The 22,190-nt window shown below is 72.4% G+C and carries 20 protein-coding genes; 9 read left to right on the top strand and 11 right to left on the bottom strand.

The features are described from left to right. The first annotated feature begins 82 nt into the window (after positions 1-82). Positions 83-253 (top strand): hypothetical protein, encoded by a 171-nt coding sequence (locus tag AB0A90_RS12900; RefSeq protein ID WP_157563104.1) that lies wholly within the window; start codon positions 83-85, stop codon positions 251-253. A 24-nt stretch (positions 254-277) separates the two neighbouring features. Here AB0A90_RS12900 and AB0A90_RS12895 read toward each other — a convergent pair whose 3' ends face one another. After that, positions 278-1,141, bottom strand: a complete 864-nt coding sequence (locus AB0A90_RS12895) for an alpha/beta fold hydrolase (RefSeq protein ID WP_357245894.1) — start codon at positions 1,139-1,141, stop codon at positions 278-280. Between the two features lie 101 nt (positions 1,142-1,242). Further along, positions 1,243-2,499, bottom strand: a complete 1,257-nt coding sequence (locus AB0A90_RS12890) for a hypothetical protein (protein ID WP_357245891.1) — start codon at positions 2,497-2,499, stop codon at positions 1,243-1,245. 320 nt (positions 2,500-2,819) lie between these two features. Here AB0A90_RS12890 and AB0A90_RS12885 point away from each other — a divergent pair, with 320 nt between their 5' ends. From AB0A90_RS12885 to AB0A90_RS12875, 3 genes are all read left to right on the top strand, one after another. Continuing rightward, positions 2,820-4,877, top strand: a complete 2,058-nt coding sequence (locus AB0A90_RS12885) for a DNA topoisomerase IV subunit B (RefSeq protein WP_357245888.1) — start codon at positions 2,820-2,822, stop codon at positions 4,875-4,877. 38 nt (positions 4,878-4,915) lie between these two features. Next, positions 4,916-7,399 carry a DNA topoisomerase IV subunit A gene (locus AB0A90_RS12880; RefSeq protein WP_357245884.1) on the top strand — a complete coding sequence of 828 codons (2,484 nt, stop codon included), beginning with the start codon at positions 4,916-4,918 and terminating at the stop codon, positions 7,397-7,399. A 262-nt stretch (positions 7,400-7,661) separates the two neighbouring features. Continuing rightward, on the top strand, positions 7,662-8,180 hold the full coding sequence (locus AB0A90_RS12875; protein WP_357245881.1) for a TrmH family RNA methyltransferase: 519 nt from the start codon (positions 7,662-7,664) through the stop codon (positions 8,178-8,180). 28 nt (positions 8,181-8,208) lie between these two features. Here the strand turns inward: AB0A90_RS12875 and AB0A90_RS12870 are convergent, their stop codons facing one another. From AB0A90_RS12870 to pseB, 7 genes are all read right to left on the bottom strand, one after another. Then, complete coding sequence (locus AB0A90_RS12870; RefSeq protein ID WP_357245878.1) at positions 8,209-8,844, bottom strand: alpha-ketoglutarate-dependent dioxygenase AlkB; 636 nt, start codon at positions 8,842-8,844, stop codon at positions 8,209-8,211. Positions 8,845-8,911: 67 nt separating this feature from the next. Beyond that, complete coding sequence (locus AB0A90_RS12865; protein ID WP_357246184.1) at positions 8,912-9,970, bottom strand: spore coat protein; 1,059 nt, start codon at positions 9,968-9,970, stop codon at positions 8,912-8,914. Beyond that, positions 9,967-10,740, bottom strand: coding sequence for a glycosyltransferase family protein (locus AB0A90_RS12860; RefSeq protein ID WP_357245875.1), 774 nt, complete (start codon positions 10,738-10,740; stop codon positions 9,967-9,969). The genes AB0A90_RS12865 and AB0A90_RS12860 overlap by 4 nt, the downstream gene beginning before the upstream one ends. Continuing rightward, on the bottom strand, positions 10,737-12,566 hold the full coding sequence (locus AB0A90_RS12855; RefSeq protein WP_357245873.1) for a class I SAM-dependent methyltransferase: 1,830 nt from the start codon (positions 12,564-12,566) through the stop codon (positions 10,737-10,739). The genes AB0A90_RS12860 and AB0A90_RS12855 overlap by 4 nt, the downstream gene beginning before the upstream one ends. Continuing rightward, positions 12,556-13,404: a hypothetical protein gene (locus AB0A90_RS12850; RefSeq protein WP_357245870.1), complete on the bottom strand. Its 849-nt coding sequence runs from the start codon at positions 13,402-13,404 to the stop codon at positions 12,556-12,558. The genes AB0A90_RS12855 and AB0A90_RS12850 overlap by 11 nt, the downstream gene beginning before the upstream one ends. Before the next feature lie 10 nt (positions 13,405-13,414). Then, positions 13,415-14,572 (bottom strand): aminotransferase class I/II-fold pyridoxal phosphate-dependent enzyme, encoded by a 1,158-nt coding sequence (locus AB0A90_RS12845; protein WP_357245866.1) that lies wholly within the window; start codon positions 14,570-14,572, stop codon positions 13,415-13,417. Further along, positions 14,569-15,552 carry a UDP-N-acetylglucosamine 4,6-dehydratase (inverting) gene (gene pseB, locus AB0A90_RS12840; RefSeq protein ID WP_357245863.1) on the bottom strand — a complete coding sequence of 328 codons (984 nt, stop codon included), beginning with the start codon at positions 15,550-15,552 and terminating at the stop codon, positions 14,569-14,571. Before pseB ends, AB0A90_RS12845 begins: the two co-directional genes overlap by 4 nt. 367 nt (positions 15,553-15,919) lie before the next feature. Between pseB and AB0A90_RS12835 the strand changes: the two genes are divergently transcribed. After that, positions 15,920-17,653, top strand: a complete 1,734-nt coding sequence (locus AB0A90_RS12835; RefSeq protein ID WP_357245860.1) for a hypothetical protein — start codon at positions 15,920-15,922, stop codon at positions 17,651-17,653. A gap of 93 nt (positions 17,654-17,746) precedes the next feature. Here AB0A90_RS12835 and AB0A90_RS12830 read toward each other — a convergent pair whose 3' ends face one another. Then, entirely contained in the window at positions 17,747-18,256 is a 510-nt protein-coding gene (locus tag AB0A90_RS12830) for a GNAT family N-acetyltransferase (protein WP_357245856.1), read from the bottom strand. Between the two features lie 100 nt (positions 18,257-18,356). On the opposite strand from AB0A90_RS12830, the gene AB0A90_RS12825 reads away from it, so the two are divergent. From AB0A90_RS12825 to AB0A90_RS12810, 4 genes are read left to right on the top strand one after another with little or no spacing between them, the layout of a single operon-like run. Further along, positions 18,357-18,608 (top strand): acyl carrier protein, encoded by a 252-nt coding sequence (locus AB0A90_RS12825; RefSeq protein ID WP_091401397.1) that lies wholly within the window; start codon positions 18,357-18,359, stop codon positions 18,606-18,608. Further along, positions 18,605-19,894: an AMP-binding protein gene (locus tag AB0A90_RS12820; protein WP_357245853.1), complete on the top strand. Its 1,290-nt coding sequence runs from the start codon at positions 18,605-18,607 to the stop codon at positions 19,892-19,894. The genes AB0A90_RS12825 and AB0A90_RS12820 overlap by 4 nt, the downstream gene beginning before the upstream one ends. Beyond that, a complete protein-coding gene (locus AB0A90_RS12815) occupies positions 19,887-20,642 on the top strand; it encodes an SDR family NAD(P)-dependent oxidoreductase (protein WP_357245850.1) in 756 nt (251 codons plus the stop codon). The genes AB0A90_RS12820 and AB0A90_RS12815 overlap by 8 nt, the downstream gene beginning before the upstream one ends. Continuing rightward, on the top strand, positions 20,626-21,069 hold the full coding sequence (locus tag AB0A90_RS12810) for a hypothetical protein (protein ID WP_357245848.1): 444 nt from the start codon (positions 20,626-20,628) through the stop codon (positions 21,067-21,069). The genes AB0A90_RS12815 and AB0A90_RS12810 overlap by 17 nt, the downstream gene beginning before the upstream one ends. 54 nt (positions 21,070-21,123) lie before the next feature. Here AB0A90_RS12810 and pseI read toward each other — a convergent pair whose 3' ends face one another. Then, positions 21,124-22,176, bottom strand: coding sequence for a pseudaminic acid synthase (gene pseI / locus AB0A90_RS12805; protein WP_357245844.1), 1,053 nt, complete (start codon positions 22,174-22,176; stop codon positions 21,124-21,126). Positions 22,177-22,190 lie beyond the last annotated feature (14 nt).

Below are 22,190 nucleotides of genomic sequence, written 5' to 3'. Positions count from 1 at the left end.
GACGGGGTCCACGGCCGCCGGCAGGAGTCGTCCGCGCGGTGGCGGGTAGATCCCGAGCGACGCTGACGGAGAGGGGAACGGGATGTCGCAGCCGGACGAAAGTCGGGAGAAGACCCCGAAAACCGACGCGGTGCTCATGCACCCGGACAACGACCCACACCGGAACACCGCGGAGGTCGCGCCCCGCAAGGACCACGCGGAGATCCAGGTGGAGCGCGACGGTGAGCTGGTGCCGCTGGACCAGGACGAGTGATCCGTCCGGGCGGTCCGGTGCGGCTCAGCGGGACGGCAGGTCGCCGACGAAACCGGCGATCCGCCGCGCCAGCGGGGTGCTCGCGCGGACCCAGGTGAAGTGGTCCAGAGCGGCGCCGGCCTGCGCCGAGGTGTAGCGCTCGCGGGTGAGTGGGGCGGCGGCGAGCTTCGCGCAGAGCGCGTCCATCGTCTCGTGCGGGGTGAACTGGTCGTCGTCCACACTGACCGCCAACACCGGTGTGCGCACCGCGCGTACCGCCGCCTCGGTGTCCGTACCGTTCAGTCGGGGGAAACGGCCGGTCCGCGCGGTCTGGGCCCAGTCGCGGATCACGCCGCGTGCCTGCCGGCCGCCGAAGCCCCAACCCGGCCAGACCCCGAGCAGGGCCGTGGTGGCGGCGATCCCCTGGGTGTACGGCAGCACGCCCAGGCCGCGCAGACCCGGGTAGCTTCGCCAGTACGGGATGCCGACCGCGATCAGCGCCAACGCGTCCACGTCGTCGCCGCCGTGCAGGGCGAGGTGCAGCAGCGCGGCCTGCCCGCCGAGCGAGTGCCCGACCAGCAGCCGGGTACGCCCGTCCAGTCGTGGCTTGAGCGCGGACAGCACGGCGCCGACGTCGTCGGCCAGGTCGGCGTAGCCGTAGCGGTCGGCCCGGCTCGGCGTCGGGGTGCTCGCCCCGTTTCCGCGCAGGTCGGCGACGACCACGGCCAGTCCGCCGGCGCGCAGCTCGGCGGCGAAGGGCCGGTAGTAACGGGCGCGGACCCCCATCGCGGGCCAGATCACGGCCACCGGCGCATCGGTCACACCGGTTGGCTCCGGATAGATCTGCACACCCAGCCGACCACCGGCGACCTCGACGAACTCCTGTGCGTACTCCGGCTCCCCGTTCATCGGCCCAGCTTACGGCCTGACGTTACTGGCGGGTAGCCGCAGAGTGGTCGGGCGCGACGGAGGCCCCGCCGACCGGCGGGGCCTCCGAGTTGACGCGGCGATCAGGAGACGGAGATCGTCCCGTTGCCGGCGCGGACGCAGGCCACCGACCGGGCACTGGTGGAGGCAGCGCCGCTCAGGCACTGGCCGAGGACCTGGTGCCCGGTGGCGTTCGGGTGCCACGACTCCTGGCAGGTCTGGAAGTAGCTGACGCAGGTGTTGGCGATCCGCTGAATGGCGATCTTGTCCTTGCCGGCGAGGCTGGTGACGAAGGTGCCGGTCGCGCCGTCCTGGAGCCGGATCGGCGTGGCCAGCGTGCCCGTCGGGCTGCCCGTCTGCTCGCAGAGCCGGGCGCCGTTGAAGGCCTGCTGCACGTTCAGGTACACCAGGTCGTCGGCGGGGAACTCGGCGGCCAGGGTGTCCCGGGTGGACTGCACGATGGCGCCCAGGCCCTGGGAGAACCGGTGGCCCGGCGCCAGGCTGGCGCGGTGGATCGGGCAGCCGCCCGCGTAGCGCTCGGCACCGAGGTCACGGAACTTGTCCCGGGTGTCGTCCCGGCCGTCCTCCTCGTGGTACGCCGGGTTCAGGTCCAGCGGCAGCGGGTTCGTGTAGTCCTGGAACACCACCCGGTGCTGTCCGTCCGCGTCGATCTGGTCCAACGTGGTCAGCACCTGGCGGACGGCGGCGGTGGTCTCCGCGGTCGCGGCGCTGATCTGGGCGGCGGTGGCCAGGTCGGCGTCGCTGCACGGCTTCTGCTCGACCGGGCCGTTGAGGTACGCCCAGAACTCCCACCAGCCGGTCCACGCGTCGGCGATGAACCGGTTGGCGCACTTCTCCGCGACGCTGCCGAAGGTGAACGAGCTGTTGTTGGAACCCAGGCCGATCAGCACCAGGTCGATGTCCTGGGTCTGCGCGACGGCGCGGAGCTGGTCGAGCTGCGCGGCCACGGTACGGCCGTTGGTCCGCGCCTGCGAGGCGTTGGCGATGTCGTGCGGCTGACCGCCGGAGCAGGCCAGGTTGAACCGGTTCTGGATGCCCGGCAGGTTGGCCTGGTTGAGCGAGGCGTTCGCGGAACGGTGGCAGAAGTACGCGTTGTTGTTCGCGGCCGTCCAGCCGGGGAAGCCCTGGGCGACGCCGTTGACGTCGACCACCGGGGTGTACGCCCCGGCGCCCTCACCGCTGATGAAGCTGTCCCCGAGTGCCACCGCGGCGGTGGGCAGCGCGGCGGACGCGGGTCCGGGCAGCGTGACGGTTGTCGACAGCGCGGCCATGGCGATCGTTAGTCCCGCGGCGAGCGCGGTACGGCGGAACCTGGGCATGGGGCCCCCATCCATCGAAAGATGAAAGATTCTCTGAGAGCGCGATCAGATCACCCCTGTGCAACGGGCGTCAATGGCCGGTAACAGAATCGTTCGATGAAAGACACGTGACTCCGCCGGCTGAGAAGGGGTGTCTGTGCGTTGTCCCGTGCGCGCTGGTTGGCTGTTCCGTGGCTCACGTCCGGCGGCTGCCGCACGGCGGGTCGCATAGGTCCTCCGGGACTTGTCCTAGCCTCGGGCTAGGCTCGCTGCGGCGCGCCACGCCGGCTGATGTCGCCGGTGACCGGCAGCACACAGCCGAGACCGGGGAGTACGACCAGTTGACCGCAGAGCCTGACACCCTGTACGGGGCCGATGACCTCACCCACCTTGAGGGGCTGGACGCCGTCCGCAAGCGTCCCGGCATGTACATCGGCTCCACCGACAGCCGTGGCGTGGGTCACCTCGTCAACGAGATCCTCGACAACTCCACCGACGAGGGTGTCGCCGGTCACGCCAGCGCCGTCGAGGTGATCCTGCACGCCGACGGCTCGGTGCAGGTCGACGACGACGGGCGGGGCATCCCCACCGACGTGCACGCCAAATCCGGCATCTCCGGCGTCGAGCTGGTGCTCACCCGGCTGCACGCCGGCGGCAAGTTCGGCGGCTCCGGCTACAAGACCTCCGGCGGCCTGCACGGCGTCGGCGCCTCGGCGGTCAACGCGCTGTCCCGACGGTTCGACGTGACCGTCCGTCGAGCCGGCAAGATCCACACGATGTCGTTCCGGCACGGCGTACCGGGCATCTTCGACGGCGCCGGGCCGGACGCGCCCTTCACCGCCGGTCCCGGCCTCCAGGTCATCGGCGCCATGAAGCGCGGCCAACGCACCGGCACCTCGATCCGCTGGTGGCACGACGCCCGCTACTTCGAGACCGGCGCCGCACTCGACGTGGACGCGGTCCGCACCAAGCTGCGGAACACCGCGTTCCTGGTCCCCGGTGTGACCTACCTGCTGCGCGACCTGACCGGCGAGGCGCCCGCCGAGGAGCGGTTCCACTACCCCAACGGGCTCAGCGACATGGTGGAGTTCCTCGCCCCGGCCGGCGACCGGCCCGTCTCCGGCACCCTGCTGGTCAACGGCGAGGGCACCTACCGGGAGAACGCCGCCGACGCCAACGGCGTGATGCAGTCCAACGTGCAGCGGCGCGCCGAGGTCGAGGTGGCGTTCCGGTGGGGCACCGGCTACGACCGCACCGTCGAGTGCTTCACCAACACCATCCGCAACGCGCACGGCGGCACCCACCGCAAGGGCTTCGAGCGGGCTCTCGTCCGCGCCCTCGCCGACGCCGTCCGCAACACCCGCGGCCTGCTCAAGGCCAAGGAGGAGCCGCCCCTGCTGGACGACGTCCTGGAGGGGATGACCGCCGTGGTGCACGTGCGCATCCCCGAGCCGCAGTTCACCTCGCAGACCAAGGACGAGCTCTCCACCCCGGGGATCACCAAGGTGCTCCAGAGCCTGGTCGACGCGCACGTGAAGGCCTGGCTGGAGGACCGGCGCACCAAGGCCGAGGCCCGCACCGTCCTGCAGAAGATCGTCGACGCGGCCCGGGTACGGCTCACCCAGAAGCAGCAGAAGGACGCCGCCCGGCGCAAGACCGCCCTGGAGGGCGCGTCGATGCCGCCGAAGCTCGTCGACTGCCGGGCCACCGGTGTGGAACGGAGCGAGCTGTTCATCGTCGAGGGAGACAGCGCCTTGGGAACGAGTCGCATGGCTCGCTCCTCGGAATACCAGGCGCTGCTGCCGATCCGAGGCAAGATCCTCAACGTGCAGAAGGCCAACCTCCAGCAGGTTCTGGACAATGCCGAGTGTGCGTCCATCGTGCAGGTCCTCGGCGCCGGCTCGGGGCGCACCTTCGACCTCTCCGCGCTGCGCTATGGGCGGGTGCTGATCATGGCCGACGCCGACGTGGACGGCGCGCACATCCGGACGCTGCTGATCACTCTCTTCGCCCGGTACATGCGGCCACTGATCGAGGCCGGTCGGCTCTACGCCGCGATGCCGCCCCTGCACAAGATCACCACCAGGGGGCGTAACCCGCAGACGGTGTACACCTACACCCAGGCCGAGATGGAGACGACGGTCCGCAAGCTGGAGAAGGCCGGCAAGCAGATCGTCACGCCCATCCCACGGTTCAAGGGTCTCGGTGAGATGGACGCCGACGAGTTGTGGGACACCACGATGAACCCGGCCACCCGGGCCGTACGCCGGATCACCCTCGACGACGTCGACGCCGCCGAACGCATCCTCGAACTCCTGATGGGTGAGAAGGTCGAGCCGCGCCGCAACTGGCTCATCGACTCCGCCGACCGGGTCGACCGGGATGCGATCGACGCATGAGCGCCCGTTCCGTTCCTGTTCCAGTGGAGAGCTGAGTCATGGCACGCCGTAAGGAAAACAAGGTCGACCTCTCCTCGTTCGACCAGGCCGGCGCGCGGGTCTTCGACAACCCGCTGGTCACCGAGGTGTCCGACTCCTACCTGGAGTACGCGTTCTCGGTCATCCACTCCCGCGCCCTGCCCGACGCGCGCGACGGCCTCAAACCCGTACACCGGCGCATCCTCTGGTCGATGTACGAGCAGGGCTACCGCCCCGACCGTGGGCACGTGAAGTCTGCCCGAATTGTCGGGGATGCGATGGGCAAGTACCATCCGCACGGCGACACGGCGATCTATGACGCCATGGTCCGCCTCGCGCAGGACTTCTCGCTCAACGTGCCTCTCATCGACGGGCATGGAAACTTTGGCTCCCCAGACGATGGCCCGGCTGCCTCGCGTTACACGGAAGCGCGAATGTCCCGCGAGGCCATGCTGCTGGTCGGTGAGCTGGGCGAGGACACCGTCGACGTCGAGCCCAACTACGACGGGTCGCTGACCCAGCCGACCGTGCTGCCGGCCGCCTTCCCCAACCTGCTGGTCAACGGCGCGTCCGGGATCGCGGTCGGGATGGCCACCAACATGATCCCGCACAACCTCGCCGAGGTCGTCTCCGCGGCCCGCTGGCTGATCAACCACCCGGACGCCACCCTGGACAAGCTCATGGAGTTCGTCCCCGGCCCCGACCTGCCCACCGGCGGGGTGCTGCTCGGCCTGGACGAGGTGCGCCGGGCGTACGAGACCGGGCGCGGTGTGGTGCGGATGCGCGGCAAGGTGGAGATCGGCCCGATCGAGGGCAGCCGTGGCCGCCAGGCGATCACCGTGGTCGAGCTGCCCTACGGCGTCGGCGCGGAGAAGGTCATCGCGGCGATCACCAACGAGGTCACCAAGACCAAGCGGCTGACCGGCATCGCCGACGTCAAGGACCTCACCGACCGGGAGAGCGGCACCCGACTCGTCGTCGAGTGCAAGGTCGGGGTCAACCCGCAGGCGTTGCTCGCCGACCTCTACCGGCTGACCCCGCTGGAGCAGTCGTTCGGCGTCAACAACCTGGTCCTGGTCGACGGGCAGCCGCGCACGCTGGGGCTCAAGGCGCTGCTGGAGGTCTTCCTGGCGCACCGGTACGAGGTGGTCACCCGACGCACCTCGTACCGGCGGCGCAAGCGTCAGGAGCGGCTGCACCTGGTCGACGGTCTGCTGATCGCCCTGCTGGACATCGACGAGGTGGTCCGGCTCATCCGGGGCAGCGACGACGCGCAGGCCGCGAAGGACGGGCTGATGAGCCGGTTCGGTCTGTCCGACATCCAGGCCACCTACATCCTGGACACCCCGTTGCGTCGGCTGACCAAGTTCGACCGGATCGAGCTGGAGACCGAGCAGGAGCGGCTGCGCGGCGAGATCGCCGAGTTGAGCAAGATCCTCGACGACGAGCGGGTGCTGCGGAAGCTGGTCTCCGACGAGTTGGCCTCGGTGGTCAAGCAGTTCGGTACCGAACGTCGGACGACGCTCGTCGACGGCGACCTGAAGGAGGTCCTGGCGGCGTCCGCGCCGGCCGGCCCGCTGGAGGTCGCCGACGACCCGTGCCAGGTGATCCTTTCCGCGACCGGGCTGGTCGCCCGCACCGCGGCCGAGTCGGAGGAGAGCGCCGAGGGGCGTCGGCGCAACGGCCGGGTCAAGCACGACACGGTACGCGCCATCGTGCACTCGACGGCCCGTGGTCGGGTGCTGTTGCTGACCAGCGCGGGTCGGGCCTTCAAGGTCGACGTGCTGCCGCTGCCGGTGCTGCCCGAGCAGGCCGGCACGGTGTCGCTGCGCGGTGGCATGTCCGCGGCCGAGCTGGTCCCGTTGGCGGCGGGGGAGACCGTCGTCGGCCTGGCCCCGTTGGGTGGCCAGGCGGAGGGCTCACCGGGGCTGGCGCTGGGCACCCGGCAGGGCGTGGTGAAGATCTGCGCGCCGGAGTGGCCGGTGCGCTCCGACGAGTTCGAGGTGATCGGCCTGCGGGACGGCGACGAGGTGGTCGGTGCGACGTGGTTGGCCGACGGCACCGAATCGCTCACCTTCGTCACGTCGGAGGCGTCGCTGCTACGTTTCCCCGCCGGGCTGGTCCGTCCGCAGGGCCTCAAGGGCGGCGGGATGGCCGGCATCAACGTGCCGGCCGGGGCGCGGGTGGCGTTCTTCGGCGCGGTCCGCACCGACGACCCGGGGCATGGTGAGCCGATGGTGGTCACCTCCACCGGGGCGACGGTCAAGGTGACGCCGTTCAAGGCGTACCCGGCGAAGGGCCGGTCGACCGGCGGCGTGCGCGCGCACCGCTTCCTCAAGGGTGAGACGGACGTGGTCGTCGCCTGGGTGGGTCCGCGCCCGGTCGGCGCGACCGGCACCGGTGATCCGGTGGAACTGCCGGCGGCGGATCCCCGCCGCGACGGTTCCGGCTTCGCCGTGATGCTCGGCCCAACGGTGGTCGGCCACCTCATCGAACGCGATTGATCGGGTTGCCACGCCGCGCGCCCGACCCGCCCGCGCGTCCTTCCCCAAGAGCCGCGCAGGTGGGGGAAGATCGTGCTCGATCCGGGAAGTAGTGGCATCACCGACGCGGCGATACCACTCGATCCTGGATGGAGCACGATCATGCGGAGAGGGCGCGTACGCGGGGTATGGTGAGGGCTCCTGTTCTCGGTGATGGCCCGGGTGCGCCGCCAAGCACCTCTCACATGATCTTTATCTTGTCCGGCGGAGTCGCCGACGCGGCGTGAGCGCCGCCATCCGGGTCCGGCCCAGGCGCGAGCTGCGTGCCGCCCGCCGACCCCGCCAGCATCGCTGCTGGGGTCATCTGATCGCCGCCCCGCTCTGGCCGCTGCACGGCGCGAACCTGGGCACCCTGCTGCGTACCTGCGACGCGGTCGGTGCCTGCCTGGCCGTGCCGCCCTTCCGGTGGGTGGACGAGGCCCTGGCCCGTGGCAACACCCTGCGCCGGCCGGGCTGCGTCCACCGGGTCGGCAGTCCGCTGCGGTGGCTGGCCGCCGAACGGGCCGCCGGCACCCGGATCCTCGGGGTGGAGTTGGCCGACGAGGCCGTTCGGCTCGGTGACCTGCCCGCCGCTCGGGGCCGCACCGTGGTGCTGCTCGGGCACGAGTCGACGGGCATCCCGCCCGAGGCCCTCGACCACCTGGACGCGGCCGTGGAGATTCCCATGGTCGGGCACGGCCAGAGCCTGAACGTCGCCGTCGCCGGATCGCTGGTCCTCTACAAACTCGCCGGCCTGCTGTAGAGCAGGCGGGGGCGGACCCGGGTGGGAATCAGGCCACGCCGACCGGGCGGAACTGGACGCTCACCCGGGGGCCGACCGGGCGGGTGGTCTTCGGGATGGCGTGCTCCCAGGTGCGTTGGCAGGAACCACCCATCACGATCAGGTCGCCGTGGCCCACCGGGAAGCGGAGGCTGTCGCCGCCGCCGCGAGGGCGCAGGAGCAGGGGTCGGGGCGCGCCGAAGGAGACGATCGCGACGATGGTGTCGGTGTGTGCGGAACGGCCGATGGTGTCGCCGTGCCAGGCGACGCTGTCCCGGCCGGACCGGTAGAGGCACATGCCCGCGGTGACGAAGGGCTCGCCCAGCTCGGGGGCGTAGTGCCGGGTCAGCGCGGCCCGTGCCTCGGTGAGCACCGGGTGGGGGAGGCGCCGGTCGCCGTCGTACCAGCAGAGCAGGCGGGGCACGTCGACCTCGCTGTCGTACATGGTGCGCCGCTCGGCCCGCCAGGGGACCTCGGTGAGCAGGGTGTCGAGGACCGCGTCGGAGCCGTGCACCCACCCGGGAAGGTGGTCGACCCAGGCGCTCCGGCTGAGCTGGTGCCGGCGGATCAGACCGGGCAGGGACCCCAGGGTCGGCCCGGCGTCGGCGAGGTCGAGCATCGACGGCTGGTAGGCGGCCTGCGTCATCCAGCCACCCTAGCAGCACTTTCGTACACCCGTACTAGGTAGCGCTGCCCCTGGTGGTCTGCTCTGGTCAGCCGGGGACGGCGGCGGCGCGTACGGCGTCGAGCACCGCGTCCACGACCCGCGCCCGGCCCTGCCCGTCGACGGTCGACCAGGCCTGCGCGGCGAGCGTCGCGCGGCGCTGCGGTGAGCTGAGCAGCCCGTGCAGGGTCCGTGCCGCCGCCGCGCGGGCGGCCCGTCCGGCGACGCCGGCGGCGGTCAGCTCCGGCAGTTCGCCGAGGCCGGCGGCCAGGCCGTGCCGCACCACCCGGGTGTACGACTCACGTTGGTTGTCGACCACGCACACGAGCGCGGCGGGCGCGCCCAGGCAGCAGAGTTCCCAGGTGGACGTGCCGGCGGCGCTGACCACCAGGTCGGCTTCGGTGATCAGTGCCGGCAGCGCGCCGGTGGGTGGCACCGGCCGGATGACCTGTCCCCGGCCGGGGGCGACGTCCTCGACCTCGGCCTCGATCTCGGGTCGGCCGACGATGACCGTGAGGTCCATCGGATGGCCGGTGGCGACGAGCACCCGGGTCAGCACCGGTGCCGCGCCGACCGCGTCGGTGCCGCCGAAGAAGGCCAGCACCCGGGGTCGGCTGACCGTCGTGGCGGGCGGAGGCGCCGACGGCCGGGCGGTGATCACGGAGTCGCGCAGCAGGGCGTACCCGGTGCCGGCGAGCAGCCGGCCCGTCAGCCCCGGCAGCTCCGCGCCGAAGTTCTGGTCGAGGTAGAGGTCGGCGACCTGACCCCGGCTGTCCCCGTCGATCACGGCGAGGGTGAACACGCCGGCGGCACGCAGCGCGCCCGCCCCGGCCGGGTCCAGCTCGTACGAGTCGAGGACCAGCACGTCCAGGTGGTGTCGGCGGGCCGCCTCGACCAGTCCGGCCGGCGAGTCCGGGCCGGGGTGCAGGGGGATGCCCCGGGCGGCCAGTTCCGCGGTGGCCCAGGGGAGTCGTTCGACGGTGCCGAACACGGCGACGTGGACGCCCCGGGCGAGGAACTCCTCGGCGAGTGCCAGGCAGCGGACGAGGTGGCCGACGCCCCGCCGTGGGCTGGCGTCGCAGCGCAACCCGACCCGCGGCGTGCTCAGCACTCCTCCAGCTGCTTCTGTCGCACGTCGGCGTTGAGCGCGCGCAGGTGGGGTTGCCCGTGCAGCCAGCCGGTGAGCGTGGCCAGTGGCACGCTGACGTCGCCGAAGTGGTCGACGACCGCGCTGACCAGCGCCCAGTCCCGCTCGGTGTCCAGGGTCAGCCGCAGCGTCGACCGGTCCGGGGTGAGCGTCACCCCGAGCACCCGGAACACCTCCGGATGGGTGTACGCGTACGAGGTGACATGCACCCGGTGGTGGTCGGTGGCGAGCCGGTCCAGGGTGCGCAGCGTCTCCGCCCGGATGATCTCGACGTCGAGCCCGCGGGGCAGGGTGCGGGCGATCGACGTGCTCGCGTAGTCGAGCCCGGGGACCGCCCGGTACACCGACGCGACCAGGGTGATGATCTCCGGGTCGAGCAGCGGGCAGTCGGCGGTGAACCGCAGGACCGCGTCGCCCGGGTGCGCCGCGAGCGCACCCACGAACCGGCCCAGCACGTCGTCGACCGGCCCGCGGTGGCACGCCACGCCCAGCCGCGCGCACTCGGCCGCCACCGCGTCGTCGACCGCATCCGTGCTGGTGGCGACCACCAGGTCGGCCAGGACGCCGCTGTCGAGGGCGGCGCGCACCACCCGGCCCAGCACGGAACGCCCGGCGAGCGGGCGGAGCACCTTGCCGGGCAGCCGGGACGAACCCATGCGCGCCTGCACGATGCCGACGATCCGTGGCCCCGTGTCGTCCGTGGCGACCCCGGGCACCGGTACGGCGGTCACTGCTGCTCCTCCTGCTTGGGGGAGAGCACCGCGGTGGCCCGGCGTTTGGCGGCGCGGGCGCCCTGCTTGGCCAGCCGGGCCGGGGTGATGGCGAGCCGGCCCACCCGGTAGCTGATCGATCCGCTGAGCAGGCCGATCGTCGTCTCGGCCCGCCGCAACGCGCGTTCCCGCGAGGTGAGCAGCTCCTCGGTCCACGCGGTCAGTGCCGCCAGCCGGGCGAGTTCCTCGCGTTGGCGCAGCCACGCCTCGTGGAGCTGTTGGTAGCTGCGCGCCGCACCCGCCGGCGGGTCGGTCGGCGTGACGGCGTGCAGCTCGGTGGCGAGGTGGGCCCTGCCGTCGGTGTCCAACCCGTGCAGCGCCGCGGCGATGGCGGCCTCGGCCTCCACCGCCTCGCTGATGGTCGCGCGGTCCAGGTCGTGTCCGGCGAGGCCACCGAGCACCACGGTCAGGCCGGCGACGTCGAGGGTGGACGACCACGGGTGGGCGTACCCGCCGGTGAGCAGGCCCGCCGCGAAACGCCACAGCCCGCGGGCCAGCACCACGTCGGCGGGCAGCGGATCGGTGGCCCGCCAGCTCGGGTCGAGCACCGCGTACCGCTCGCCGTCGACGACCACGTTGTCGGTGCCGGCCAGCGCCGCCGCGCCGGCGATCCGGCCGTCGGTGTCGGCCTGGTCGGCGAGCCAGCCCGCGTACCCGTGCAGCAGCGTGCGCAGGGCGGCCAGGTCGCGGCGCAGGGCCGCGTCGAGCAGCAGGGTACGCAGCAGCCGGCCGGCCGGCACCGGCCCGGACAGCGCGTCCGCGTCCCGGTACGCGGCCTCGCGGCTGGCGAACGGCGCGGCGGCCGGCAGGTCCGTGCCGGTGGTCGCGAGGCGTCCCCACCGCCATCCCGACGGACCGTGCCGCACCTCCAGCACGCCGATCCCGGGGCGCCCGGTCTGCACCAGCGCCACCGGCAGATCCCCGTCGACGGGCGGCGTGCCCGGATCCGCCGGGTCGGCGGGCCGGTGGGCGAGCACCAGCCAACCCGGCGCGAGGTCGGCGGCGCGGCCGGCGTGCAGCGCGTCCACCGCCAGCCGGGCCGGGTCCTGGAGCACGGTGTCGCCGGTGAAACCGCCGGCGCACGCGCCGTGCAGCACCGCGTCGAAGAGGCCGGAGCCCGCGTCGGAGTCGAGGTGGTCGGCGTCGAGCAGCGCCGTCGGGGTGCCGGCGTCGGGGTACGCGGCCCAGCAGGCGCCCGCCCGCAGCCCCGCCGCGGTGAGCCGCTCGCGCAGCTGCTCCCGGTTGGCCGGGTGGGTCCGGTCGAGGACCCCGCCGATGGTCCACGCCGAGTCCTCCCGGCCGGCGTACCAGGGGGTGGTGGCGACGAGTCGGTGCAGGCCGAGCGGGTTGTCCACGCGCAGCAGCAGGGTGCCGCCCGGCCGCAGGGCGGCGACCAGTCGCGCCAGCACGCCGTCCCAACCGAGGCGGGTGCCCTCCACCGACTCGACCGGGTCCAGTCCGGCGGCGGCGATCGCCACGTCGTACGTCTCGTCGTCGGGCAACCCGGCCGGGCCGCCCACCACCAGGTGGGCGGCGCGCTGGGCGAGCGCGACCGCGTCCGGGTGGCTGCGCAGCAGGCATGTCACCTCGGCGTGGCCGAGTTGGTCGAGCAGGGCCGGGTCGTGCGGGCCGGCCACCAGCACCCGGGCGCCGGGCGGCACGAGCCGGGCGGCCAGCGCGGCGAGGGGTCCACCGTCGGCCAGGCGCTGCTGCGGCAGGTCGGACCAGGCCAGCATCTCGCCGCCGGGCAGGGTGATCCGGCCGGCGGGTGCCGTCTCAGTCGTCACGGTGGTCCTCTTCCTCCTGGAGGTTCGCCCAACCGAGCAGCTCGCGCAGCTCTGCCGGCGTGCAGCGGTGGTCGGTCCCCAACTCGGCGCGGGCGATCTCGACCGCGGTGGGCAGGTCGACCTCGGTGCCGTGTAACTGCGGCCACTGCCGTCGGATGCGGGCCGTCCCGCCGAAGGTCGGGTCCTCGTTGGACAGGATCATCGGGTCGCCGTAGACCGCCGGTTCGCAGCCGGCAGCGATGCCGTAGAAGATCGCGCTGGTCAGCCGGTTGGATGCTACCCGCCGGTGTCGACGCAGCTCGGTCAACTGCTTGTCGAGGAACTCCGGGTCGGTGTCCTTCCACCAGTGTCCCCGGTAGCCGTGGCAGATCACCCGGAAGCCGGCGCGCTCGTAGAGCCGGCGGACGCTGCGCATCCGGTACTCGTGCCAGTAGAGGCAGACGGTGACCGGGCCGGGCTCGGTGTCCTGGATGAGCGCGATCAACTTCCGGTGGTCGCCCTTGACGTGCTGGCCCTCCCACCCGTGGAACGGGTACCAGATGGTGCCCTCCCGCTCCTCGGCCGCCGGTTGCTCGGGTCGCAGGGCCAGCAGGTAGGCGAACGGAGCGCCGATGACCACCACGTTGCGCCGCCCCACCGACCAGGCCCGCCGGCGGGTCTGCTCGGACCAGAGCAGGCTGGGGGAGCGCTCGGCGTACGGGTGACCGGGGGCCAGGCCGTCACCGATGTTCCAGCCGTGCTGCACGTACCCGTTGATCCGCGGTGGGTGCCGGTCGCCGAGACCGGCGTAGCGGGCCAGTACGTGCGCGTGGCCGTAGAAGTGGTTGGCGTGGTGCATCAGGTTCCCATCAGGCGGCGGAACGCACCGAGCCGTACCGCAGGGCCGTGGTCAGCGCGTCGATGACGCGATCCTGGTCGGTGTCGCTGAGTCCCGGGTAGAGCGGCAGGGACAGCTGCTGGGAGTAGAACGACTCGGCCACCGGGCAGGACCCGCGCCGGTAGCCGAGGTCGGCGAAGGCCGGGTGCCAGTGCACCGGGATGTAGTTGACCTGGACGCCGATGCCGGCGGCGCGCATCCGGTCGTACACCTCGCGGCGACGCCCGTCGAGCACCCGGATCGGGTAGAGGTGCCAGGCCGGGTCGGCCCACGACCTGCGGTTCGGCCGGAGTACGCCGTCGAGGTCGGCCAGTGCCTCGTCGTAGCGGGCGGCCAGGGCGGCCCGCCGCGCCGTGAACTCGGCGAGCCGGCGCAGTTGACTGCGGCCCAGGGCGCAGAGCACGTCGGGCAGGCGGTAGTTCAGCCCGAACTCGTGCACCTCCTGATGCCAGCCGCCCTCGTCGGCGAAGCGGAACTCGTCGCGTTCCCGGACCATCCCGACGCCACGGAAGCGGCGGGCCCGCGTGAGGATCCGCGGGTCCAGCGCGGCGACGGCGCCACCCTCGGCGGTGGTGAGGTTCTTGGTGGGGAAGAACGAGAACGTGGTCAGGTCGGCGAGCGAGCCCACCGGTCGACCGTGGTACGTCCCGCCGATCGAGTGCGCCGCGTCGGCGAGCAGCAGCGCGTCGCTGCCGTCGACCGACGTGCGCAGCGCGTCGTAGTCGGCGGGGTGGCCGGCGTAGTCGACCGCGGCGACGACCTTCGTCCGCGCGGTGACGGCGGCGGCGGCCGCGGCCGGGTCGAGGCAGAACGTCTCGTCGTCGACGTCGGCGAACACGATCTTCGCGCCGAGGGCGACCGCGCTGCTGGCGGTCGCCACGAAGGTCATCGGTGGGACGACCACCTCGTCGCCCGGTCCCACGCCGGCCGCCGCGTACGCCACGTGCAGCGCGGCGGTGCCGTTGGCGACGGCGGCGACGCCGACCCCGCCGGTCCAGGTGGCGAGGTCGGCCTCGAAGGCGTCGACCTGCGGGCCGGTGGTGAGCCAGTCGCCGCGCAGCACGTCGGCGACGGCGGCGATGTCGTCCTCGCTGATCGAATGCCGGCCGTACGGGAGCATCCCCGTCATGCGGTGAGGCCGAGCATGTCGCGCAGTTGCTCGACGGTGAGCCACTCGTCGTTGGTGTCCGACTGGTAGGCGAAGCCGTCCGGCACCGGGTCGCAGTCGACCGGCGGCTGGTAGCCCCAGGTGGCGATGGTCGGCTGGACGATGAACCGGCCGTCGGCACGTAGCGTGCGGCGGCTGTCGTCGGGCGCGATCATCTCCTCGTGCAGCTTCTCGCCCGGGCGGATGCCGATCTCGTGGGTGGTGGCGTCCGGGGCCACGGCCTCGACCAGGTCGAGGATGCGCATGCTCGGGATGCGGGGCACGAACAACTCGCCACCCTGCATCTGGTCGAACGAGTCCATGACGAACTGCACGGCCTGGTCGAGCGTGATCCAGAAGCGGGTCATCCGCTTGTCGGTGATCGGCAGGCTCTTGCCCTCGGCGGCCAGCCGGCGGAACAGCGGGACGACCGAGCCGCGGCTGCCCACCACGTTGCCGTAGCGCACCACGGAGAACCGGGTGGGGTGCTGGGCGGCGTAGTGGTTGGCCGAGACGAACAGCTTGTCGCCGACCAGCTTCGTCGCGCCGTACAGGTTGATCGGGCTGGACGCCTTGTCGGTGGAGAGCGCGATGACCTTCTTGACGCCGGCCTCGATCGCGGCGTCGACGACGTGCTGGGAGCCGGTGATGTTCGTGGCGATGTACTCGGAGGGGTTGTACTCCGCGGTGTCCACCTGCTTGAGCGCGGCGGCGTGCACCACGTGGTCCACCCCGTGCATGGCCCGGGTGAGGCGGTGGCGGTCCCGGATGTCGCCGATGAACCAGCGCAGCCGTGGGTCGTCGCCGAGTTGCTGGCGCAGCTCGTACTGCTTGAGCTCGTCGCGGGAGAACACGACCACGCGCGCGGGGTCGGCCTCGGTGAGGATGTGCCGGAGGAAGGTCCTGCCGAAGGAACCCGTTCCCCCGGTGATCAGAATGGACGATCCATTCAACTCACTCAATTTGGTGCTCCCGTGATCGTGGATGAACGGGCGGCCCTCGGCCGGCCGACCGGGGTGAGACGCTAGCCATGGCGGGTTAACTCCCCGACGCTCGCGGGTTAACCGCACCCCCTGCTCCTGTGAATGCCGAGCACCGCGTAGGCAAACACTTCCGTCCGGCCCGTAACCGGCCTGACCTGGCCACATTGGGCCGTTACAGTGACCCGCGCGAGTGACCCGCCAGCCCCGCTTCGCGGCCGGTTCCGCGTTCACCCGACATCCGCATCGGCTCGGTGCGAGCGGGTCACCCCACGCGTCACCGGCGCGGACCGACAGCCCCTGCCGGTCCACGCGGGGACCGGTCCGACCGGCAGATCTGGAGGCGTTGATGGCATCCGGTAGCGACGTGATCGAACGGCCGGAGGTGGTGGCGACGACGTCCGACGCCGCACCGGCGCGGCGCTGGCTGGTGCCGGTGCTGCTCGTCGTCGGTTGGGTGCTCAGCGTCGCCTGGCGGATGTGGCTGTCCCGGCACATCGTGCTGCCGATCGCGCACACCGACGAGGACAGCTACCTGAACACCGCCCGCGCGCTGGTCGGCGGGCCGGGCGGGTTCAGCAGTGAGAACGACCTGCTGCGCCGGGTCGGCTACCCGATGTTGATCTCACCGGCGTTCCTCGGGGACCGGGACTTCGGCGACAGCTACCGGATCGTCCAGCTGGTCAACGCGATGGCGAACTCGACGCTGTTGCCGCTGGCGTACCTGCTCGGTCGCCGCCTGCTCGGGCTGCGCCGGTCGTACGCGCTGCTCGGCGCGGTCGCGGCGGCGACCCTGCCGGCCACCGCCTTCTACGCGGGCATCGCCATGATCGACACAGTGATGGCCCCGCTGGTCGTCGCCTGGCTGCTCGCCGTGCACCGCTGGATCTCCCGGCCCGGCCCGCTCGCCGCCGCCACCGTCGGCCTGCTGGTCGGCGGGTTCCACCTGCTGCACTCGCGTGGCCTGGTGATCGTGGCGGTGCACGCCGGATTGGTCCTGCTGCTGCTGGTCCGCCGCCGGATCGGCCCGCCCGCGGTGCTCGCGGCGCTGCTGCCGGTGCTCGCCCTGGCGCTGCTCAACGCCGCCGTCATCCACCACCTCGGCGACAGGGTCTACCTGCTGGGCAGCACCCCCGGCGGCGGCACGGTCGAGGCGGTCGCCTCCGTGCGGGGCGTGGTCCGCGTCGGCGCGGGCGTCACCACCCAACTCTGGTACCTCGTGGTGATCACGTTCGGGATGGCCGGAGTGGCCTGGGCCGCGGCCGTGCGCGAACTGTGGCGTCCACGGCACGGCGACGCGGCCCGCTGGACGATGGGCGTGGCGCTCGTGGTGACCGTCGGGGTGGCCGGCGGCGCGTCGGTGATCCTGGCCGGCATCACCGGCAAGCCCCTGGACGCGATCTACGGCCGCTACGTGCAGATGCTGGCGCCGTTCTGGCTGCTGGTCGGCCTCGGGGTGCTGCTCACCGCCGGCCGCCGGGTGGTGCTGCGCCGGGCGGCCGTCGCGGTGGCCCTGCTGGTCGGCGGTGGAGCGCTGATCGCCGCCCGCCTCGCGTACGTGGCCAGCCAGGGCCACCGGTTGCGCTACGGCGGTTTCAGCGCGCCGGACCTGGTGGCGTTGACCGGGGGCTGGCGGGAGATGCGCCCGGTGCTCGGGTCACTTGTCGGGATCGGCGGTTGCCTGCTGCTCGTCGCCGCCGCGCTGGTGCCCCGACTGCGGTTGCCGATGTTCGGCGTGCTCGTCGTGGTCAACCTGGTCACCATGCAGGTCATCGAGCACCGCATCGTGCGGCCGGCCGTCGCGAGCACCGCACCGACGCCCCGGGTGGCCGACGTCGGCGTACGCCCCGGCGAGCGGGTCTGGGCCTCGACCGGCGTGCACTACGTCCTGCGGTTCAACCTGAGCCACCAGGTGACCTGGACCGACGTCCGGTGGTTCGGCGAGCAGCCGCCGGCGGCGGCGCAGGTGGTGTTCGCCCGCTGGGCGCCCGGTCAGCCGGACGACTGGGACGGCACCGCGTACGGCTTCGTCCGGCTCGGCGGCAACCCGGTGCAGCACTGGGCGGCCTGGCGGCGGGGCTGACCCGGCCGGGCGCCGCCATTCGTGAACGGCGGATGTCCACCGGGAACACCATCGGTTAATGATTCGGGGCCATTATCCGAATGGGTCCGACAATCAGCGTTGGCGGCGGTCGGCCCGAGCCAGGGAAATCGGGATGACGGTGATTTCCCGCCCGTCGGACAGCTCCTGTCTCGGGGTGCCCTCGACGAATCGGAAACGCCGGTTCATCTGTCGTACGACGGTATTGTGACCGAGCACCTCGCCGTCGAGCCGGTCCAGGTGCAGCCCGTCGAACGCGTACTCGACGGCCTCCCGCATGACCCCCAGCCAGGCGGGCAGCGTCTCGTCCCGGCCGGCCAGCCCGTCGGCGTCCAGATAGAAGCCCCACGCCCCGGTGCGAGGGCGGTCGAACCGCAGGTCGAAGAAGGTGACCACGCCGCAGGGCCGGTCGTCGCGGACGTACACCAGCACGCGCCGGGACCTGTCGTCGCGGACCGCCGACCACCACCGGGCGTGCTCGTCGGCGGTGATCTCGTGGCTGGTCTTGCTGACCTGTCGGTTGGTTTCCTGATTACGCCAGGACAACATCAGGTGAACGTCGTCCGCCGTCGCTTCGCGCAGCACGTGCGTCTCGCTTTCTTAGCTGTTCACGTCCGGTCGGAGCACCTTACCCGGCCACACCGGGAAAGCAGATATGCATTCGATGGGTTGTAGACTGCGCCGCATGAACGAATTGAGTCGCGCGCAGATCCGCGACCTCATGGCTCAGGTGCTGAAGAACCAGGACAAGGAGCTGCCCGCGGACGACGCGGCGCAGTTGCGGGAGATCGGTTTCCGGTCGCTCGACTTCTCCGAGTTGGCCCTGCGGGTCGAGGACGAGACGGGGGAGGAGCTCAACTTCGACGCCCCCGGCCTGCGCCGCATCGCCACCGTCGGAGACGTCCTCGACTTCCTCGTCGAGCTTCAACACCAGTGACAGTCGCGACGGCGCGCGACCGCGCACCCGCGCGCCGGGAGCCGGCGGGCGTCGACAACCGGATCGTCGTCGGTGGCGCCGCGCTGACCTGGCGGGCCCTGCCGACGCCGACGCTGCCCGATCCGGCAGCGGTGCTCGCCCACCGTGGCGTGCACGCGCTCGCCGCCGCTCGGCAGCACGCCGTGCACGGCACTGAGTTGCTGCTCAGCACGTCGGGTCGGGTCGACGCGGCGATGCGGACGGAGTTGCTGGAGGCCGGGTTCACCGTCGGCGTCCTCGACGACGACGGCGTGCAGGCGAGCGTGCCGGCCCGGCAGCGAGCCGCCGAGCCCGGCCGGCTGTGGCTGCTGACCTCGGGCTCGACGGGCCGTCCCAAGCGGGTCGGGCACACCCTCGACACGCTGACCACCGTGCGGGCCGAGCAGCCCGACCGGACCTGGCTGTGCCCGTACGCGCCCGGCACGTACGCCTGGTGGCAGGTGGTCACCCTGTCACTGACCCAGCCCGGCCAGCACCTCGTGGTGGTCGAGCCCGACGAGCTGGACGACTGGCCCGCCGTCGCGGCCGCGCACGGGGTGGACGCCGCCTCCGGCACCCCGACCTTCTGGCGTCGCACCCTCCACCGCGACGCCGCCGCCCTGGCCCGGGTGCCGCTGCGGCAGCTCACCCTCGGCGGGGAGCCGGTGGACCAGGCGATCCTGGACCAGCTCCGGGAGGTGTTCCCCGCCGCCCGGATCTCCTGGATCTACGCCTCGTCCGAGGTGGGGGCATCCATCGTGGTGCACGACGGGCGGGCCGGCTTCCCGGTCGACTGGCTGGACCGAGAGACCCCGGGCCGGCCGACGCTGTCCGTTGTGGACGACGAGCTGGTGGTGACCTCCCCGCACCACGGGGCCGGGCTGTCCGGCCCGATCCGCACCGGGGACCGGGTGCAGATCCTCGACGACCGGGTGCTGATCACCGGCCGCCTCGACTCCGACGAGATCAACGTCGGCGGCAGCAAGGTCTCCGCCGGGGTGGTCCGCGGTGTGCTCGCCGGGCATCCGGCGGTGGCCTGGGCCCGGGTGACCGGACGCCGCGCCCCGGTGCTCGGCCGGATGGTGGTCGCCGAGGTGGTCCTCAACCCCACCGGCCCCGCCGGCCCGCCTTCGGTCGGCACCGGTGTGCCCGACGAGGCCGCGCTGGTCCGCTGGTGCGCGGGCCAGCTTCCCGAGTACGCGGTGCCCCGCCGGATCCGCGTGCTCACCGAGATTCCCGTCAAGGAGACCCTGAAGAGCGATGTCTGATCCCGTCGTCATCCCACTCGTCCCGCCCAGCACCGTCGTCCTCGTCTCCGGCGGCTCCCGTGGGCTGGGCCTGGCCATCGTCACCGACCTGCTCGACGCGGGCGTACGGGTGGCGGCGTTCGCCCGTACCGTCACGCCGGAGCTGGCGAAACTCGCCGCCGAGCACCCCGACCGGGTGCACGTCGGCTCGGTGGACGTCACCGACCTGCGGGCCGCGCAGAGCTTCGTCCGCGAGGTGGAGCAACGCCTCGGCCCGATCGACGGCATCGTCAACAACGCCGCCGTCGGGCAGGACTCGCTGCACGTGCACACCGCCACCGACGACATCGCCCGGATCATCGAGACCAACCTGACCGCCCCGTTGCAGCTGACCCGGCTGGTGGTCCGCCGAATGCTCGGCAAGGGCATGCGCGGGCGGATCGTCAACATCACCTCGATCTGCGGGCAGCGCGGGTTTCCGGGTCTGGTCGCGTACTCGGCCACCAAGGGCGGCATGGACGCCGCCACTCGCTCGCTCGCCCGGGAGTTGGGCGGCCGGATGCTCGTCAACTCGGTCGCCCCCGGCTTCTTCGCCTCGGAGATGTCCGCCGTGCTCGGCCCGACCCAGCTCGACCAGATCGTGCGCCGCACGCCGACCGGTCACCTGACCGAGCCGGCGGAGGTCACGCCCGTGGTGCGGATGCTGCTGCGGGAGCACACCAACATCAACGGCCAGGTCATCGTGGTGGACGGTGCCGCCGCCATCTGACCTGGACCGGCTGCTCCGGCCCCGTCCGGTGCCGGCGCTGCTGGCCGTCGCCGAACGACACCTGCGTATCGGTGCTCCCGCCGCCCTGACCGACGCGGTGACCCGCAGTCACCTGGACGACGGACGCTGCGTCGGCTGGTACGGCCCGCGGACGCCGGGGTGGCGGGTGGCCATCGACGCGGAACGGGCCGACGCCCCGGTGCCCCCGGCGCTGGCCCGCCGGTTCGGTGTGGAGGACTTCTGGGCGCGGTGGACCCGCGCCGAGTGCTGCTGCAAGCTGACCAACGTGCCGGTGGCGGCGTGGTGGCGCCGCCACGGACTGAGTACACCGGCCGACGGGCCCGCGGTCTGGCGGACCCTCTGGCTGGCCGACCTGGTGGTCACCGTCGGCTTCGTGCCCGACGGTCGGGCTGCTGCCGGCGCCTAGGGGAGTGCACCGGGCCGGGCCGCACCCACTCGGCGACCCGGCCTCGGACGACGGTCAGATCAGGTCCCAGCTCAGGGGAGTGCCCCGGGAGACGTCGGCGGTGAAGGTGCGGCCCAGCACCCGGTCGATCTCCACGGGGGGCAGGCCGCCGGCCGGCCGGATCGACCGCACGTTCTGCGCGGACACCTGGTCACCGGCGCGGACGTCCTCGACCACGAACAGGGAACGGCGGAACCGTAGCCCCTCCCGCTCCGCCGGGGTCGGGCCGATCGCGGTGCCACCCAGCGCCTCGTACGCCCGGCCGGACTCGGCGACGAGCGCCGCCAGCTCCGCCGGGTTCAGCGAGAAGTCCGAGTCCACGCCGCCGTCGGCCCGGTCCAGCGTGACGTGCTTCTCGATGAAGCAGGCGCCGAGCGCCACCGAGGCGACCGCCACCCCGATGCCGGGCGTGTGGTCGGAGAGCCCGACCGGCACGTCGAACGCGCCGGCCAGCACCGGCAGTCGGCGCAGGTTGCTGTCGGCCGGTGGCGCCGGGTAGGACGCGGTACAGGCCAACAGGACGATGCCCGCCGCGCCGCCGGCACGGGCGGTGCGCACCGCGGCGTCGATCTCGGCGACCGTCGCCATCCCCGTGGAGATCACCATCGGCTTGCCGGTGCTGGCCACGAGCCGGATCAGCGGCAGGTCGACCAGCTCCGAAGAAGCGATCTTGTACGCCGGCGCGTCCAGCGACTCCAGCAGTCGCACGGCGGTCGCGTCGAACGGGGACGAGAAGACGGTCAGCCCGTGCTCCCGCGCCCGCTCGAAGATCGGGGCGTGCCACTCGTACGGGGTGTGCGCCCGCTCGTAGAGGCGGTACAGGTTCTCCCCGCCCCACAACTCGTGCCCGCCGGAGATCCGGAATGCCGGGGTGTCGACGTCGATGGTGATCGTGTCCGGCCGGTACGTCTGGAGCTTCAGCGCGTGCGCCCCGCTCTCGGCCACCGCGTCGACGATGGACAACGCCCGGTTCAGGTCACCGTTGTGGTTGCCGGACATCTCGGCCACCACGAACGGTCGCTCCCCGGCACCGACCAGGTGTGGTCCGATCTTGATTGTCGCCGTCATTCCGACCTCTGCTC

The organism is Micromonospora sp. NPDC049204 (genome assembly GCF_040647935.1).
Classification (GTDB): Bacteria; Actinomycetota; Actinomycetes; order Mycobacteriales; family Micromonosporaceae; genus Micromonospora.
The sequence above is the reverse complement of the archived record's forward strand: the minus strand, read 5'-3'. Positions and strand labels throughout refer to the sequence as shown.

Excerpts from the sequence above, each read along its gene's own strand:
- AB0A90_RS12900 (WP_157563104.1), top strand. The coding sequence starts at position 83 with ATGTCGCAGCCGGACGAAAGTCGGGAGAAGACCCCGAAAACCGACGCG.
- AB0A90_RS12895 (WP_357245894.1), bottom strand. The coding sequence starts at position 1,141 with ATGAACGGGGAGCCGGAGTACGCACAGGAGTTCGTCGAGGTCGCCGGT.
- AB0A90_RS12890 (WP_357245891.1), bottom strand. The coding sequence starts at position 2,499 with ATGCCCAGGTTCCGCCGTACCGCGCTCGCCGCGGGACTAACGATCGCC.
- AB0A90_RS12880 (WP_357245884.1), top strand. The coding sequence starts at position 4,916 with ATGGCACGCCGTAAGGAAAACAAGGTCGACCTCTCCTCGTTCGACCAG.
- AB0A90_RS12870 (WP_357245878.1), bottom strand. The coding sequence starts at position 8,844 with ATGACGCAGGCCGCCTACCAGCCGTCGATGCTCGACCTCGCCGACGCC.
- AB0A90_RS12850 (WP_357245870.1), bottom strand. The coding sequence starts at position 13,404 with ATGCACCACGCCAACCACTTCTACGGCCACGCGCACGTACTGGCCCGC.
- AB0A90_RS12845 (WP_357245866.1), bottom strand. The coding sequence starts at position 14,572 with ATGACGGGGATGCTCCCGTACGGCCGGCATTCGATCAGCGAGGACGAC.
- AB0A90_RS12835 (WP_357245860.1), top strand. The coding sequence starts at position 15,920 with ATGGCATCCGGTAGCGACGTGATCGAACGGCCGGAGGTGGTGGCGACG.
- AB0A90_RS12825 (WP_091401397.1), top strand. The coding sequence starts at position 18,357 with ATGAACGAATTGAGTCGCGCGCAGATCCGCGACCTCATGGCTCAGGTG.
- AB0A90_RS12815 (WP_357245850.1), top strand. The coding sequence starts at position 19,887 with ATGTCTGATCCCGTCGTCATCCCACTCGTCCCGCCCAGCACCGTCGTC.
- pseI (WP_357245844.1), bottom strand. The coding sequence starts at position 22,176 with ATGACGGCGACAATCAAGATCGGACCACACCTGGTCGGTGCCGGGGAG.